The organism is Mesorhizobium sp. M0778 (assembly GCF_040320105.1).
GTDB lineage: Bacteria > Pseudomonadota > Alphaproteobacteria > Rhizobiales > Rhizobiaceae > Mesorhizobium.
Genome location: NZ_JAMYPA010000007.1, coordinates 77,581 through 93,366, shown reverse-complemented (window position 1 = coordinate 93,366; position 15,786 = coordinate 77,581). Strand labels below are relative to the sequence as shown.

At 61.7% G+C, this 15,786-nt stretch carries 18 protein-coding genes; 14 read left to right on the top strand and 4 right to left on the bottom strand.

Annotated elements, in window-relative coordinates:
- Positions 1-35 precede the first annotated feature (35 nt).
- The gene (locus NKI22_RS12325; protein ID WP_352814803.1) at positions 36-557 is read left to right on the top strand and encodes a hypothetical protein; all 522 of its coding nucleotides are present in this window, start codon (positions 36-38) and stop codon (positions 555-557) included.
- Here the strand turns inward: NKI22_RS12325 and NKI22_RS12320 are convergent.
- Both NKI22_RS12320 and NKI22_RS12315 read right to left on the bottom strand, forming a co-directional pair.
- Positions 507-1,265, bottom strand: coding sequence for a uracil-DNA glycosylase (locus tag NKI22_RS12320; protein ID WP_352814805.1), 759 nt, complete (start codon positions 1,263-1,265; stop codon positions 507-509). The two genes, NKI22_RS12325 and NKI22_RS12320, sit on opposite strands and share 51 nt — an antisense overlap.
- Positions 1,262-1,843 (bottom strand): LabA-like NYN domain-containing protein, encoded by a 582-nt coding sequence (locus tag NKI22_RS12315; protein ID WP_352814806.1) that lies wholly within the window; start codon positions 1,841-1,843, stop codon positions 1,262-1,264. The genes NKI22_RS12320 and NKI22_RS12315 overlap by 4 nt, the downstream gene beginning before the upstream one ends.
- 279 nt (positions 1,844-2,122) lie before the next feature.
- On the opposite strand from NKI22_RS12315, the gene rpoZ reads away from it, so the two are divergent.
- The 9 genes from rpoZ (at position 2,123) to era (ending at position 9,697) form a co-directional block, all read left to right on the top strand.
- Entirely contained in the window at positions 2,123-2,524 is a 402-nt protein-coding gene (gene rpoZ / locus NKI22_RS12310) for a DNA-directed RNA polymerase subunit omega (protein ID WP_352481861.1), read from the top strand.
- 110 nt (positions 2,525-2,634) lie between these two features.
- Positions 2,635-4,863, top strand: coding sequence for a RelA/SpoT family protein (locus NKI22_RS12305; RefSeq protein WP_352814808.1), 2,229 nt, complete (start codon positions 2,635-2,637; stop codon positions 4,861-4,863).
- Between the two features lie 157 nt (positions 4,864-5,020).
- Positions 5,021-5,599 (top strand): orotate phosphoribosyltransferase, encoded by a 579-nt coding sequence (gene pyrE / locus NKI22_RS12300; protein WP_023719888.1) that lies wholly within the window; start codon positions 5,021-5,023, stop codon positions 5,597-5,599.
- 13 nt (positions 5,600-5,612) lie between these two features.
- Positions 5,613-5,993, top strand: coding sequence for a VOC family protein (locus tag NKI22_RS12295; RefSeq protein ID WP_352814810.1), 381 nt, complete (start codon positions 5,613-5,615; stop codon positions 5,991-5,993).
- A gap of 232 nt (positions 5,994-6,225) precedes the next feature.
- A complete protein-coding gene (locus NKI22_RS12290) occupies positions 6,226-6,807 on the top strand; it encodes a DUF2062 domain-containing protein (RefSeq protein WP_352494847.1) in 582 nt (193 codons plus the stop codon).
- On the top strand, positions 6,804-7,217 hold the full coding sequence (gene acpS, locus NKI22_RS12285; protein ID WP_023719885.1) for a holo-ACP synthase: 414 nt from the start codon (positions 6,804-6,806) through the stop codon (positions 7,215-7,217). The genes NKI22_RS12290 and acpS overlap by 4 nt, the downstream gene beginning before the upstream one ends.
- 77 nt (positions 7,218-7,294) lie before the next feature.
- Positions 7,295-8,044 carry a signal peptidase I gene (gene lepB / locus NKI22_RS12280; RefSeq protein ID WP_023719884.1) on the top strand — a complete coding sequence of 250 codons (750 nt, stop codon included), beginning with the start codon at positions 7,295-7,297 and terminating at the stop codon, positions 8,042-8,044.
- Positions 8,045-8,048: 4 nt separating this feature from the next.
- Entirely contained in the window at positions 8,049-8,774 is a 726-nt protein-coding gene (gene rnc, locus NKI22_RS12275; protein WP_031194250.1) for a ribonuclease III, read from the top strand.
- Positions 8,771-9,697 (top strand): GTPase Era, encoded by a 927-nt coding sequence (gene era, locus NKI22_RS12270; protein ID WP_352814812.1) that lies wholly within the window; start codon positions 8,771-8,773, stop codon positions 9,695-9,697. The genes rnc and era overlap by 4 nt, the downstream gene beginning before the upstream one ends.
- Positions 9,698-9,742: 45 nt before the next feature.
- Here era and NKI22_RS12265 read toward each other — a convergent pair whose 3' ends face one another.
- Together NKI22_RS12265 and NKI22_RS12260 are read right to left on the bottom strand one after the other, a co-directional pair.
- Positions 9,743-11,239, bottom strand: a complete 1,497-nt coding sequence (locus NKI22_RS12265) for a winged helix-turn-helix domain-containing tetratricopeptide repeat protein (protein ID WP_352814814.1) — start codon at positions 11,237-11,239, stop codon at positions 9,743-9,745.
- A 105-nt stretch (positions 11,240-11,344) separates the two neighbouring features.
- Positions 11,345-12,148, bottom strand: a complete 804-nt coding sequence (locus NKI22_RS12260) for a CPBP family intramembrane glutamic endopeptidase (RefSeq protein WP_352814816.1) — start codon at positions 12,146-12,148, stop codon at positions 11,345-11,347.
- A 349-nt stretch (positions 12,149-12,497) separates the two neighbouring features.
- On the opposite strand from NKI22_RS12260, the gene NKI22_RS12255 reads away from it, so the two are divergent.
- From NKI22_RS12255 to NKI22_RS12240, 4 genes are all read left to right on the top strand, one after another.
- Positions 12,498-13,202: an antitoxin Xre/MbcA/ParS-like domain-containing protein gene (locus NKI22_RS12255; protein WP_352494848.1), complete on the top strand. Its 705-nt coding sequence runs from the start codon at positions 12,498-12,500 to the stop codon at positions 13,200-13,202.
- A gap of 361 nt (positions 13,203-13,563) precedes the next feature.
- Entirely contained in the window at positions 13,564-14,652 is a 1,089-nt protein-coding gene (locus tag NKI22_RS12250) for a porin (protein ID WP_352494849.1), read from the top strand.
- Between the two features lie 115 nt (positions 14,653-14,767).
- Positions 14,768-15,544: a DNA repair protein RecO gene (recO, locus tag NKI22_RS12245; protein ID WP_352788928.1), complete on the top strand. Its 777-nt coding sequence runs from the start codon at positions 14,768-14,770 to the stop codon at positions 15,542-15,544.
- Positions 15,545-15,549: 5 nt separating this feature from the next.
- Positions 15,550-15,774 carry a PaaI family thioesterase gene (locus NKI22_RS12240; protein WP_352494851.1) on the top strand — a complete coding sequence of 75 codons (225 nt, stop codon included), beginning with the start codon at positions 15,550-15,552 and terminating at the stop codon, positions 15,772-15,774.
- Positions 15,775-15,786: the final 12 nt, after the last annotated feature.

Genomic DNA, 15,786 nt, shown 5'->3' with positions numbered 1-15,786 from the left:
TCATATCGCAGGCGGCGCCGTGCTAAGTACATTTGATGCCGGAGCGCCCTTCATTAACCAATGACAGCAACGCCCCGCCTGCTGCGACGGACGGTGGGGATCCCCGCCTGGCGTTTGTCTATGCGGAGGCGGTGCGTGGCCTCGCACACCAGCAGGGCGTGGTTGAAAGTCTCAATACGCGCGCTGGAAATCTGATCTTTGCAACTGCGTTCGCGAGTTCTCTCCTTGGAGGCAGGGCGCTCCTGGATGGCATAGGGCCTTGGGACTGGCTGGCGCTGACATTGCTTTTTCTTATCGGACTGCTGGTCGCGATTATGGTGTGGCCATATTATAACTATACGTTCCGTTTCGATCCCGAGAAGCTGCTCCAGGATTTCGTCGATCAGCATCCTCCCGCAACCATGGATGGGATGCACCGAGCGCTTGCGCTGCGCATCAAATCCGACATGGCCAGCAATTGGCGGATCATCCAACGCCTGCGCGTCGCGCTGCAGCTTGCACTGTTTCTATGGTTGCTGGATCTCTTGGCCTGGTTGTTCGCGATCACCCGAATCTAGGGCTTGTGCGCCGGCGGGCCTCGTCCGGCCATCTGTCTTCAGAAAAGCTTCTATCTGACTGAAAACGTTGACGAACATTGCTTGCGTCAGTACGCCCGTATTGGTGTTGTAGCGCGAGCAATGATAGCTGGAAAACAGCGCGATGCCATTGGCCTGCTGCTGCCCACCATGCCGGAACGGATAGGCGGCGACGCGCTGGCCGAGCGCCCGCACGGTCGACTGGTGCGCGATCGAGCCGAGCGCCAGCACGGCGCGCAGGTTTGGAAACCGCGCGATCGTCGGCACCAGGAACGTCCGGCAGGTCGTTATCTCGGCCCCAACCGGCTTGTTCTCCGGCGGCACGCAGCGCACCGCATTGGTAATCGCCGTACCGACAAGCTCCAGCCCGTCATCTGGTCGCGCTTTGAATTCGCCGCGCGCAAAGCCGTGCGCGATCAGCGTGTTGTAGAGCAGGTCGCCGGCAAAATCGCCGGTGAAGGGCCGTCCCGTCCGGTTCGCGCCGCGCAGGCCAGGCGCCAGCCCGACGATCAGCAAGCGCACCGCATCCTCGCCTTCCGGCGGCATAAAGGTCGGCACTGGCGCGTTGAACCAGGACGGCTCGCGCTGCCGCCACTCGGCGATAAAGTCGTGCAGCCGCGGACAGAGCGGGCAGTCGCGATCGGGTTCGGGAGAGACGGCCAGAGGCGCGGTCAAGGCAACGACCGTCAATAGTCTTCCTCGTCGACTTCGGCCGGCTCGGGCCGGCGTACAGGCCGCTCCGACGGATCGCGGCCGACTTCACTCTTGAGCGCCATCAAGTCGATGAAATGGTCGGCCTGGCGGCGCAGGTCATCGGAGATCATCGGCGGCTGCGATGCCATGGTCGAAACGATCGAGACCTTGCGCCCGCGCCGTTGCAGCGCCTCGACCAGCGTGCGGAAATCGCCGTCACCTGAGAAGATGACATAATGGTCGACGACGTCGGCGAGCTCAAGCGCATCGACGGTCAGCTCGATATCCATATTGCCCTTGATCTTGCGCCGGCCGGTCGAGTCGGTGAATTCCTTGGCCGGCTTGGTCACCACCTTGAAGCCGTTATAATCGAGCCAGTCGATCAGCGGCCGAATCGAGGAGTATTCCTGATCCTCGACCAGCGCGGTGTAGTAATAAGCGCGCAGCAGATAGCCGCGTTTCTGGAAGCTCGACAGAAGTTTGCGGTAGTCGATGTCAAAGCCCAGCGCGCGCGAGGTGGCGTAGAGATTGGCACCGTCGATAAAGAGAGCGATTTTTTCACGAGGATCGAACATGCAAAAATGTCCTTTTTCGAAATAAGCGGTCGTCTAAATGCGTGGCGACTATCGGCCGGTCTGATAATAGACCTGTTGGCCTTCATCGTTCGAGATAACGCCAGTTTTACGGCAATCCAAGGCACCATGCGGCACCGCAAGCAATTGTGATCGGCGCTGCGTCGTCGCAGGGAGCACGCGTCAGAGCTGCGCACCGCCATAAAAGCTTGTATTTTGGCGGCGTTCGGGTTATGGACCGCGCCTGTTTTCCATCAAATCCAGGCATGAAAGGGGCAACTCATGGCCCGCGTAACCGTTGAAGATTGCATCGACAAGGTCGACAACCGCTTCGAGCTGGTGCTCCTGGCCGGCCACCGCGCCCGTCAAATCAGCCAGGGCGCGCAGATTACCGTACCTCGCGACAACGACAAGAATCCGGTCGTTGCGCTCCGCGAAATCGCCGACGAGACGCTATCGCCGGACGACCTCAAGGAAGATCTCATCCATTCGCTGCAGAAGCATGTCGAGGTCGACGAGCCGGAAGCCGATGGCGAGGCGATTGCCGACCAGACCGGCAGCACTGTTGCGGCCACCGATGCCGACGACGCCGAGGACAACGTCACCTTCGATCGCATGACCGAAGAAGACCTGTTGGCCGGCATCGAAGGGCTGGTACCGCCGGAAAAAAGCGACGATTATTGATCTTAGCAACAACTGCCGACACTTTCGCGTCGGCAGTTTCGTGGCTATCTATGACATGCGCCGTACGCCAGTGCGGCGCATGATTCATTTCAGCATTGCGAGATCCCGCCATGATGCGTCAGTATGAGCTTGTCGAGCGCGTCCAGCGCTACAAGCCTGACGTCAACGAGGCGCTGCTCAACAAGGCCTATGTCTACGCCATGCAGAAGCATGGCCACCAGAAGCGCGCCTCCGGCGATCCCTATTTCTCGCATCCGCTCGAAGTCGCCGCCATCCTCACCGAAATGCACATGGACGAGGCGACGATTGCCGTTGCCTTGCTGCACGACACGATCGAGGACACCACGGCGACCAGGGCCGAGATCGACGAATTGTTCGGTCCGGAAATGGGCAAGCTGGTCGAAGGACTGACCAAGCTGAAGAAGCTCGACCTCGTCTCGAAGAAGGCCGAGCAGGCGGAGAACCTGCGCAAGCTGTTGCTGGCGATCTCGGAAGACGTGCGCGTGCTTCTGGTCAAGCTCGCCGACCGCCTGCACAATATGCGCACCCTCGACCATGTGCCGGAAGCCAAGCGCCTGCGCATTGCCGAAGAGACGATGGACATCTACGCGCCGCTGGCCGGCCGCATGGGCATGCAAGGCATGCGCGAGGAGTTGGAGGAGATCGCCTTCCGCTTCATCAATCCCGAAGCCTACCGCGCCGTCACCGCGCGCCTCGTCGAAATTTTCGAGCGCAACAAGGGCGTGCTGTCCGAGATCGAGAAGGCACTGTCCACACTGTTCGACAAATATTCGATCAAGGCCGAGGTCAAGAGCCGGCAGAAGAAGCCGTGGTCGGTGTTCCGCAAGATGGAAGCCAAGGCGCTGTCGTTCGAGCAACTGTCCGACATTTTCGGCTTCCGCGTCGTTGTCGAGACGGTCGAGGACTGCTATCGCGCGCTCGGCGCCATCCACACCACCTGGTCGATGGTGCCCGGACGCTTCAAGGACTATATCTCGACACCGAAGCAGAACGACTACCGCTCGATCCACACCACCATCGTCGGCCCGTCGCGCCAGCGCGTCGAATTGCAGATCCGCACCTACCAGATGAACAAGATCGCTGAATACGGTGTCGCCGCTCATTCGATCTATAAAGATACCGGCGGCAAGATGAATGGTGCCGTCCATGCGATCTCGAAGGAGACCAATGCCTATGCCTGGCTGCGGCGCACCATCGAGCAGCTTGCCGAAGGCGACAATCCCGAGGACTTCCTCGAAAACACCAAGCTGGAACTGTTTCAGGACCAGGTGTTCTGCTTTACGCCGAAAGGCATGCTGATCGCGCTGCCGCGCGGCGCCACGCCGATTGACTTTGCCTATGCCGTCCACACCGATGTCGGCGACACTTGCGTCGGCGCCAAGGTCAATGGCCGCATCATGCCGCTGATGACGGAGCTGAAGAACGGCGACGAGGTCGAGATCATCCGCTCGAAGGCGCAGGTGCCGCCGGCGGCGTGGGAATCGGTGGTCGTTACCGGCAAGGCGCGCTCGGCCATCCGCCGTGCCACCAAGAACGCTATCCGCAAGCAATATTCGGGTCTCGGTATCCGCATTCTGGAGCGCGCCTTCGAACGGTCCGGCAAGACCTTCACCAAGGAAAACCTGAAGCCGGTGCTGCACCGGCTGGCGCGCAAGGACATCGAGGATGTGCTGGCCTCGGTCGGCCGTGGCGAACTTGCCTCCAGCGACGTCATGAAGGCGGTATTTCCTGACTACAAGGACGAGCGCGTCACGCTGGTCGCGCCCAAGCAGCGCGAGGAGGGCTGGTCGAAGATCCGCAACGCCGCCGGCATGCTGTTCCAGATTCCGGGCCGCGCCGCACGCAAGGACAAGAACCAGCCGCGTGACGATGCGGTGCCGATCCGCGGCGTGCGCGGCGATCTGCCGGTGCGCTTCGCGCCGGAGGGGGCAGTGCCCGGCGACCGCATCGTCGGCATCGTGCAGCCGGGAACCGGCATCACCATCTATCCGATCCAGTCGCCGGCGTTGCAGGCCTTTGACGACCAGCCTGAGCGCTGGATCGACGTGCGCTGGGATATTGACGAGCGCACCAAGGAGCGGTTCCCGGCGCGTGTCTCGGTCACCGCCATCAACGCACCGGGTTCGCTGGCCGACATTGCGCAGGTCGTCGCATCCAACGACGCCAACATCCACACCTTGTCGATGGTGCGCACCGCGCCCGATTTCACCGAAATGCTGATTGATCTCGAAGTGTGGGATCTGAAGCACTTGAACCGGCTGCTGTCGCAGCTAAAGGACAATTCGAGCGTCAGCGACGCGCGACGCGTGAATGGGTGAATAGTGAATAGTGAATAGTGAGTAGTGAGTAGTGAATAGTGAATAGTGAATAGTGAATAGTTAATAGTGAAAGAGGGTGCTCTCACTACTCACTACTCACTACTCACTACTCACTACCATTCACCATTCACCATTCACCATGGGCATGGAGCGAACGATGAACACCGATGAAGTGCTGGGCATTTTCCGCGAGGCCGGCGCCGTTCTCGAAGGGCATTTTATCCTGACGTCCGGCCTGCGCAGCCCGGTCTTTTTGCAAAAGGCGCGCGTTTTCATGCATGCCGACAAGACCGAGCGCTTGTGCAAGGCGCTGGCCGAAAAGATCCGCGCTGGCGTTCCCGGCAGGATCGACTATGTCGTCGGCCCAGCGATCGGCGGGCTGATCCCGGCCTATGAGACCTCGCGCCATCTTGGTGCGCCGGCGATCTGGGTCGAGCGGGAAGGGGGCGAATTCAGGCTCCGTCGTTTCGAAATCGCCAAGGGGTCGCGCGTTGTCATTGTCGAGGACATCGTCACCACCGGCCTGTCGATCCGCGAGACCATCGACTGCCTGCGCGGCCTTGGCGCCGAAGTCGTTGCCGCTGCATGCATTATCGACCGCTCGGCCGGCAAGACCGATGTCGGCGTGCCGCTGATCGCGCTCGCCGAATACGAGGTTCCGGCCTATCCGGCCGACAGGCTGCCGCCCGAGCTTGCCGCCATACCGGCGATCAAGCCGGGCAGCCGCAATTTATAACGGAGCCGCCGCCGTGATCACCGGCATCGATCATTTCGTGCTGACAGTTCGTTCGGTAGACGATAGCTGCGCCTTCTATCAGCGCGTGCTTGGCTTCAAGCGCCTCGACGAGCCGGACCGACCAACGGCGCTGCTGTTTGGAACGCAAAAGATCAATGTGCATGAGGTCGGGCGCACCTTCGAGCCGAAGGCCAAGGCGCCGACTCCCGGCTCTGGGGATTTCTGTCTCGTTGCCGCCCGGCCGCTCACCGAGATATGCGCCAGCCTCGGGGCCAACGGCGTAGCCATAGAGGTCGGCCCGGTCGAGCGTATCGGCGCCCGTGGCCCGATGATGTCGGTCTATTTCCGTGACCCGGACGGCAACCTCGTCGAGGTCAGCGAGTATCGTTCCTGAGTGGCGCTCCTCAAATTCGCCGCGATCATGCCCTGTTCAGAATGGCGATACCCAAGGCTGCCGCAAGTGGCGACCGAGCGGATGCCGTCGGCCTCGTTGTTCTTCGGCTAGCACATCGCTATATCAAAGTCGTAGTTGCCTTTCGGTGACCGCAAAGCGCAGCATAGGGCTGTCGCGCCCCGGCTGGGAAAGCCGGCGCGAAGCCATTGATGGAACTAGGAACAGGAACAGAGTGCTTTTTCGACGGCGCAAGCCTGATGGTTTTTTCGAGCGGGTGCGTACTTATTTGTGGCCGCGCCGCTCGTTCTCGCGCTCGCTGCGGTATTTTTCCAAGCGCATCCTGCGGCTTAGGGCCACGCCGCATGCCGTGGCCGCCGGTGTTGCGGCGGGCGTATTCGCGTCGTTTTTCCCGCTTGGCTTCCACTTCATCATTGCCGCCATGCTGTGCTGGCTGATCGCCGGCAATCTGGTGGCGGCAGCACTCGGCACGGTCTTCGGCAATCCCCTGACCTTTCCGCTGCTATGGGCCGCCTCCTGGGAGGTCGGCAAGCTGATCCTGCATGAACACCTGCCGGCGCATGGCCCACCCGCGCATCTCGGCGACATGCTGCATAATCTTTCCTTTGCGCAGTTGTGGGGACCGGTGCTTAAGCCGATGACCATTGGCGCAATACCGCTTGGCTTGGTTTTCGGCCTGCTGTTTTACGGCATTACCCGCTGGGGTATGGTCACTTTCCACGAGCAGCGCCGCAAGCGTCTGGCCGAAAGAGCCGCAAAGACCGGAAAAACCGGGCCGGAAGTTCCCGCCGAATGATTATCGGTATCGGCAGCGACCTCATCGACATCAGACGCATTGAGAAGTCGCTGGAACGTCATGGCCAGCGCTTCATCCAACGCATCTACACCGAGATCGAACAGGCGCGCTCCGAAAACCGCGCGGCGCGTGCGGCCTCCTATGCCAAGCGTTTCGCTGCCAAGGAGGCCTGCGCCAAGGCATTGGGCACCGGTCTGGCGCAGGGTGTGTTCTGGCGCGACATGGGCGTCGTCAACCTGGCCAGCGGCAAGCCGACCATGGCGCTGACCAACGGGGCGGCAGCGCGGCTGGACGAAATCCTGCCTGAAGGGCACCGCGCCGTGATCCACCTCACCATCACCGATGATTTTCCGCTCGCTCAAGCCTTTGTGATCATTGAAGCGTTGCCGGTCGAAGAAGCGCCACATTGATTGCATCTGACGACCGGCATGACGTTGCCCAGCGCGCGCCGAGACTCTATACCATCCAACGCACAATCGAGGACGACATGAGCGTGGCTGAAAAAACCCAGAAGAAATCCGGCGGACTTGGCGAAACCGTCAGCGTCATCGTCCAGGCCCTGCTGCTTGCGCTGGTCATCCGCACGCTCCTGTTCCAGCCGTTCTCGATCCCGTCCGGTTCGATGCGGCCGACTTTGCTCGAAGGCGACTATCTCTTCGTCACCAAATGGTCTTACGGCTTCTCCCGCTACTCGCTGCCGTTCGGGCCGAACATCTTTTCGGGCCGCATCTGGGGCTCCGAGCCGAAGCGCGGCGACGTGGTGGTGTTCAAGTTTCCGCCGGACCCTTCCGTCGACTATATCAAGCGCGTCGTCGGCCTGCCGGGCGACAAGATCCAGGTCAAGGATGGCCAGCTCTTCATCAACGACGTCGCTGTGCCACGCGTCAAGGTCGGGCAGATCGACAACCACGACATCACCGAGGAGAACGGGCCGGTCGATGTCTATCGCGAGACGCTGCCGAACGGCGTCACCTACGACACGCTCGACCTGACACAGGCTTCGATCGGCGACAACACCAAAGAGTTCAAGGTGCCGCCCGGTCACTATTTCATGATGGGCGACAATCGCGACAACTCGTCCGACAGCCGCTTCACCGTCGGCTTCGTGCCGGAAGAGAATTTGGTCGGCCGCGCCAACCTCATCTTCTTCTCGATCGGCGGCAGCGCCAGCCCGCTCGAAATCTGGAAATGGCCGTCGCAGATGCGCGCCTCGCGCCTGTTCCATTTCGTCAATTAGGACCATGGCGGCGACAAAACGGCTGACCGCCGATGCGCTCGCCGAGGCGCTCAAGGAGCGCACCGGCCACAGTTTTGGCGACCACCAACGCCTGCAGCGGGCGCTGACCCATGCCAGCGCTCGCGGCAGTCATGCCGGCATCGACTACGAACGCTTCGAATTCCTGGGCGACCGCGTTCTCGGCCTTGTCGTTGCCGATATGCTGCTGGCGGCATTTCCCGACGCTGCCGAGGGTGAGCTGTCGCTCAGATTGAACGCCCTGGTCAACGCCGAGGCCCTGGCGGAAATCGCCGAGGAGATCGGCCTGCCGGAACTCATTCGCGCCGGTTCGGACGTACGCGGCCTCGATGGGCGCAAGCGCGTCAATCTGCGCGCCGACGCACTGGAATCGCTCATCGCCGTGCTCTATCTCGACGGCGGGTTGGAAGCGGCCCGTGCCTTCATCCACAGGTACTGGCAACCGCGCTCACAAGCCATCGACGCCGCCCGCCGCGATGCGAAGACCGAACTTCAGGAATGGGCGCATCAGGCGGCAGGCGCGGTGCCGGTTTACATAATCGACAGCCGCGAGGGACCGGACCACGATCCGCTGTTCACCGTCAGCGTCAAGGTCGGCGCCTATCCGCCAGCGACCGGCAGCGGGCGCTCCAAGCGCGAGGCGGAGCAAGCTGCAGCCGCGGCACTTCTGCAGCGGGAAGGCGTCTGGCTCAATCAAGGGAGTGCCGCATGACCGCCACCGAAGCGCCGGCAACAGAAGCTCCCGCTACCCGCTCCGGCTTCGTCGCGCTGATCGGCGCGCCCAATGCGGGGAAATCGACGCTGGTCAACCAATTGGTCGGCGCCAAGGTATCGATCGTGACGCACAAGGTGCAGACCACGCGCGCCATCGTGCGCGGCATTGCCACCCACAACAACGCGCAGATCGTCTTCGTCGACACGCCGGGCATATTCAAGCCGAAGCGCCGGCTGGACACTGCGATGGTGACCACAGCCTGGGGCGGTGCCAAGGACGCCGATATCGTGCTGCTCTTGATCGATGCCGAGCGCGGCATCCGGGGCGATGCCGACGCCATCCTCGAGCGGCTGAAGGATGTCCGGCAGCCGATGGTGTTGATCCTCAACAAGGTCGATCGGGTCAAGCACGAGACGTTGCTGGCATTGTCGGCGGCAGCCAACGAAAGGGTGCCGTTCAAGCGCACCTTCATGGTTTCGGCGCTGACCGGGTCCGGCTGCAAGGACCTGCTCGACTATCTCGCCGAGGCCTTGCCGGCCGGACCCTGGTACTACCCGGAAGACCAGATCTCCGACCTGCCGATGCGCCAGCTCGCGGCCGAGATCACCCGCGAAAAGCTCTATCTCAGGCTGCATCAGGAACTGCCCTATTCCTCCCACATCGAGACCGAAAAATGGGAAGAGAAGAAGGACGGCTCGGTGCGCATCGACCAGACCATCTATGTCGAGCGCGACAGCCAGAAGAAGATCGTGCTCGGTCATAAGGGCGAGACGATCCGCGCCATCGGCCAGGCCGCGCGCATGGAAATATCAGGCATACTCGAGCAGAAGGTGCACCTCTTCCTGTTCGTCAAGGTGCGCGAGAACTGGGGCGACGATCCCGAGCGCTACCGTGAAATGGGGCTCGAATTTCCGCACTGAGCCTGTTTGGGCGATCCGCCGAGCGGCCTGTTGGCCGCCTCAGGATTACCCAAGTGCCAGCGACACGCCGTCGGCAAGATGTTCGGCATCGGAGGCGTTTTCGAAGGGGATGCCCGTTCTTGCATGGTCGAGCGGCGAGAAATTGGAGCCGTCAGCGCTGATCAGCGCAGTCTGGCGCCTTGCCGCCTGCATCTCGCCCAGCTGAGCGTAACAGGCGGCAAGCCGGGTGCGGATCCATGGCCTCGATCGCGTCGCCAGCTCCAGCGCCTCGGCAGCCGTGCGGTATTCGCCCAGCATGTATAGCGCGAGCGCGCGATCGTACTGATACCAATGAGGGTGCAGCGGGTTGATGCGGATGGCGCGTGCCAGCCAGGCGAGCGCGTCGAGCGGCCGGCAGCGCATCGTCAACAGATGCCCCATCTGCTCGATACAGTCCGCGTCGCCCGGATTGAGCTCGAGCGCGATGCGCAAGTGATGCTCGGCCGCCTCGTGCTCACGCATATTGAGCCGTACCAGCGACTGGATGCGGTGTGCCGTTGCCTGGTCCGGCGACAATGCGATGCCCCGGTCGGCCAGGTCGCGGGCCTTCGTCAGAACGGCGTCGCTGGTGGGTCCGAATTCGCTGTTAAGCACATGCGACAGCGCCAGATAGGTGTAAGCGAGGCCATAGGCCGGGTCTCTGACGATCGCCGCTTCGAAAAACGCTGCCGCTTCTTTCAGTTCGCTTTGCGCCGGATCGCGCAGCAAAGCGACGCCGCGCAGCACCAGATCATGGGCGGCGAGGCTGGCTACCGGCTGCCGCGAGGCACGTTGCAGGCCGGCATTGTTCACCCGAACCACCAGCCGGCCGACGATCTTTTCGACGATCTCCTGCTGGATGGCGGACAGCCCGGCGTAATCGGCCTGGTAGCGATCCCCCCAGAGCTGGGAAGCGCTGGCTGCGTCAACGAGATTGACCGCACAGACGATGCTGTCTGCGTGCCGGCGCACCGAACCCTCGATGAGATAATCGGCGCCGATGCGCGAACGCACGACAGGCCATTCACTGGGCGAATATGAGGCAAACGAGAAGCTCGAATTGCGCGCCAGGACCGTCAGCGTGTCGAAGCGGGCGAGGCCGTTGATAATGTCTTCGGCAATACCGTCGACGATCGCTTCGTCGGCCGGATCGGCGCTGTCATTGCGGAACCTGAGCACCGCCACGATCGGCTGTGCGCCGGGTTCGGGCACCGGTTCGATTTCAGGGATCAGCATGTAGCCGCGCTTCGATACGGTCCGTATAGTTTCCTCGCCGAGCACCTTGCGGATCTCGCGAATCGACTGCGTCAGCGAATCCTCGGTGACGAAAACACCCGGCCAGACCGCATCCATCAGTTCCGACTTCGGCACCACACGGCCGATATGGCGGGCGAGATGCGTCAGCAATGCGTAGGCTTTCGGCCGCAGGAAGGCCGGCTGTTCGGCCCGGCCGAGCGTACCTTTGCCCAGATCGAGCGTGAAACCGCCAAACTGAAAAACCTGGTCAGTGGCCGAACCCGCCATCGAGACGGCCCGCTCCCTGAAGCCGTGCCTTTATTGGCCTACGGCTGGAGGGCTGGGTCAAGGTCTGTCGCCGCCGAAAGCGGCTTTTGATTTGGGCGCCGCAAATTAGACGGTGCCAGCGAGGGTGGGCTGCGTTGCCGACCTGCGGACGAAGCTTTCGGTACCGTAGAAGACAACGATGGCGACGGCAGCCACCGCCCAGATCGCAACACCGATCCATTGCTGCTGCACATGGTCGGCGTCGATGAACACCTTGCCCAGGAAGCGCACGCTGTTCTGATGGGTGACATGCATGAGAATGGCGAGAAGCACACTGCCGGTGTTCTGATAGAGCCAGGTGAACACCACTGCCGCCAGCACGACGTTGATCGTGCCGTAGACGCTGAGATCGCCGACCAGGCCGAGCGGAAAATGCCAGATTGCCCAGATCGCGCCGAGGATCAGGCTTCCGGCCAGCGCTGAATGGCTGGCCATCAGCCGCGGTGTCGCAAAGCCGCGCCATCCCGGCTCTTCGCCAAGCGGGCCGCTGAAGACCGCATACAGCGCGATGATCGGCAGTATCTCAGTGACAGCAGGAATGTTGCTCCAGACCGGCGTCGCCGAGCCGAACAGCGGATTGACCAGGATCGAGGCAAGCTGCGTGCCGAATGGCAGGCCGAATGCCACCAGATACCACAGCGGAGATACCCGCCACTTCACCACGGAAGCGAGAATGGCCTTGACCGAAGCCCAGCCTCCGGAAAGGGCTGCGACAACGAATCCGGAGACCATCGGGCCGAAGGTAAACCAGGGAATGGTATCGCCATTCGACAGGTAGAACGGGATGAAGGCAAACCAGCTCAGGGCAAGCGCCAACGAAAAGAAGGCAGCCAACTGATGCTGTCGCACCAGGTGCAGGAAAGAAGTCATGTCGGTCCTCTCACGGGCAGATGACAATGAGAGGTCGCCGGGCTGCCCAATCGGTCGACTTGCATCTTGAACAGCCGGCCGAATCATTCCGGGAAGGCTATGCGTGGACCACGTCGGTCGACCCGTTTCTTATTGGCACCAGCGCGACCCGAAATCCTGAGCGGGTTCTGAGAAATTTCCGATATTTCATGCAAAATCGGTCAGTTAGATCGGCTGGAGCACCTGCCGACACTGCGACCGTGCGTGGTTCCCGTTTGTCGTCTCTCCGTCATACACCCTGCCTATAGGCTGTGCGAAAGACCCGCTTCCGAGCAAACCGGAACAGGCGGGCAAACAGCCAGATTAGGACATGACCGGGACTTGGAATCGCATCGACCCCATCCGTCAGATCGAGTTTGCAAACGCCGTCGCTGTTGAGATCGAGCGCGTGCTGGCGCGGCAAGGCAAGGTGACGAACAGCGATGCGGTCGTCGCAGCGGGCAGGGTCGCCGGGGCCGTTGCCGCCGCCGTCGCCCTGCTTGCGCCGACCGACATCAGGGCGATCGACACCATGCAGGAAAGATTGCCCGGCATGGCGTCGCGGTTCGTGCGGATATTGGCGGCCGAAGCGACGGAACGCCGTACCCGGACGCCTCTGTCGACGGCGCACGAAGGCCAAGGGGCAGACATCCAACCCCTGGCCGGAACGGGCGACCTCGACGCGATGCGGGTCGAGGACTGGGCCGGTCGGGTCGCCGGGTCGACCTTCCTGCAGGAAAATCTCGGCATATCGCGCTCGACCCTGCATCGCTGGCAGCGGAGCGGCACGGTCGTTGCGTTGCGCACCGGTGGCCGCAAACATGTATTTCCTCTGGCGCAGTTCGTCGACGGCAGGCCGGCTCCGGGTATCAACGAAGTGTTATCCGCGATGCCCGATCCGCGGCGTGCCTGGTCGTGGCTGGTCGGCCCTGCGCCCGGCCTTGCCGGACGTATTCCCATTGAAATGCTCAAACAGGATCTGGTGGCGGAAGTCGTTCTTGCCGCACAGAACGCAGCGATGGCGAAGTTGGCTTGATTTTCGCCGCCAACGTTAGAAGTCTATTCCAAAAAATAACACGAAAAGGAATGTCAACCGGACTATGACCGGTTTGCCGGCTAATGGAATAAGTATAGTTTCGTACAATTGTGACAATGTCTCGTTTGTGCCGGGAGCAAACGTGAATAAAATATGAAGTGATATTTGTGCAACATGGATTTCTTCTGTTATGCAAACATTGATTATTTTTGGAATCGTCATTGAGACTGGAATGCGGATGAGTATGTTCGCCGCCTGAAGAGGGGGTGCGGTGCGCGCCTTTTTCGACGTGGGTGAGGCGTTCAGCCGTTCAACCCATGAATCCAAAGCCATTTTTAACTTTGACTGGAGAGGTCAGAAAATGAATATCAAGAGCCTTCTTCTCGGCTCAGCCGCGGCATTCGTCGCGGTCTCCGGCGCGCGCGCCGCCGACGCTGTTGTGGTCGCCGAGCCGGAACCCGCTGAATACGTCAAGATCTGCGACGTCTACGGCGCCGGCTACTTCTATATCCCCGGCACCGAAACCTGCCTGCGCATCGGCGGCTATGTCCGCTATGACGCCAGCTTCGGCGACGGTGGCCGCGTTTTCGACGGCGCGACGACACACGACCTTATGGACGGTGACGAACAGCAGACCTGGAACAAGAATGCCCGCTTCAATTTGAAGACGTGGACCGGCCAGGAAACCGAGCTCGGCACGTTGAAGACCTACACCGAGACCCGTTTCAACTTCGGCAATACCAAACACACCGTGAGCGGTGTTGATTTCAGCGTGCAGGACAACAAGGCGGTTACCCTGAACTTCGCCTGGATCCAGCTTGGAGGTTTCCGCGTCGGCAAGGATGAAACTGTCTATGATTCGTTCATCGGCTACGCCGGCAACGTCGTCCAGGACACCATCATCCCGTACGGCACCAAGGACACCAACCTGATCAGTTACTATTTCGACGGCGGTAACGGCTTTACGGCAGTCGCCTCGGTCGAAACAGGCTCCGGCGCTGACCAGTCGATCGACAGCTACGTTCCGTTTGTCGTCGGCGGCGTGAAATACAAGGGTGACTGGGGTGCGATCACCGCCGTCGGCGCCTATAACAGCACGTCGGAAGAATGGGCCGGCAAAGCTCGCCTCGACGTCAAGCCGATTACTGACCTGACCCTGTTCGTGATGGCGGGCTACGGCAGGGACGACAACGTTGCAAAGAACTTCTACAAGCCGTGGACTGGCAACTTTGCCGTCTGGGGCGGCGGCAGCTATGCCGTCAACAAGAAGACCTCTTTGAACGCCCAGGTCTCCTATACCGACGACAAAGATTTCGCCGTTGCGGCCAATGTCGCCTACACCATCGTTCCTGGTTACACGATCACCGCCGAAGTCGATTATTACGACAATTTCGATGCCGACGATGCCGACGCAATCGGCGGCATCTTCCGCTTCCAGCGCTCGTTCTGATCAAACGACGATCTCGCCAAAACGGCCCGTAGCGATACGCTACGGGCCGTTTTGGCTTGCGGCGGATAAGTCGCTCATCTTGATTTCGCCATGCAACCGGTGACAAGCTCTGGTCATGGAATGGCGCGACGAGGGAATCATTCTCGGCACCCGCAAGCATGGCGAAACCAGCGCCATTCTCGAGGTGATGACACGTGCGCATGGCCGCCATCTCGGTCTCGTGCGCGGCGGCCGTTCGCGCAAGCAGCAGCCGGTCTTGCAGCCCGGCAACCGCGTCGACCTGTTGTGGCGGGCGCGGCTCGACGAACATCTCGGCACCTTCCAGGCCGAGGCCATCGAAATGAACGCCGCCCGGCTGATGGACAGCGCCGTTGCCGTTTACGGCTTGCAGACAATGGCCGCGCATTTGCGTCTTCTGCCCGAGCGCGATGCCCATCGCGGTCTCTATGAGACGCTCGCGGTCATGATCGCCCATCTCGACGATGCCGATGCCGCCGGCGAGCTGGTGGCCCGCTTCGAGCTGCTGGTTCTCGACGAACTCGGTTTCGGCCTCGATCTCAGCCAGTGTGCGGCGACCGGCACCAGGCAGGACCTTGCCTACGTCTCGCCGAAATCCGGCCGCGCCGTGTCGCGGGCGGCGGGCGCGCCGTGGCGCGACAAGATGCTGGCGCTGCCTGCCTTCCTGCAGCGCGGTTCGGGCCTGCGCGCCGATCCGGCGGCGATCGACGACGCCTTCCGGCTGACCGGCTTCTTTTTGACCCGCCATGTCTACGAGCCGCGCGGTATCGAACCACCCGGCGCCCGCGCCGGCTTCCTCGCCGCCTTGCGCAAGCATTATGCGGGCGGCAAGGCATTTGCCGGGGAAACCGCCATCGGCGAAGCCATCAGGTGAGCGAAATGGAACTCCTATCCCGGTCGGGTTTCGCTGCTCGGCCTCGACATCATTTGACGCGGCCGATCACCCCAGGGACCGGCGAGGTGGTGTGCGAGGGCAAAGTGGTGCACAAGGGCCGCACGCTGGCGGTTTCGGAAGCGGCGCTGAAGGATGCCAACGGCAAGCTGCTGGCTTTCGGCACCGAAACGTGCTCGATCTTTCCGGCGGCCAATCTGGCGGCACGTTGAATGGACCGGCCG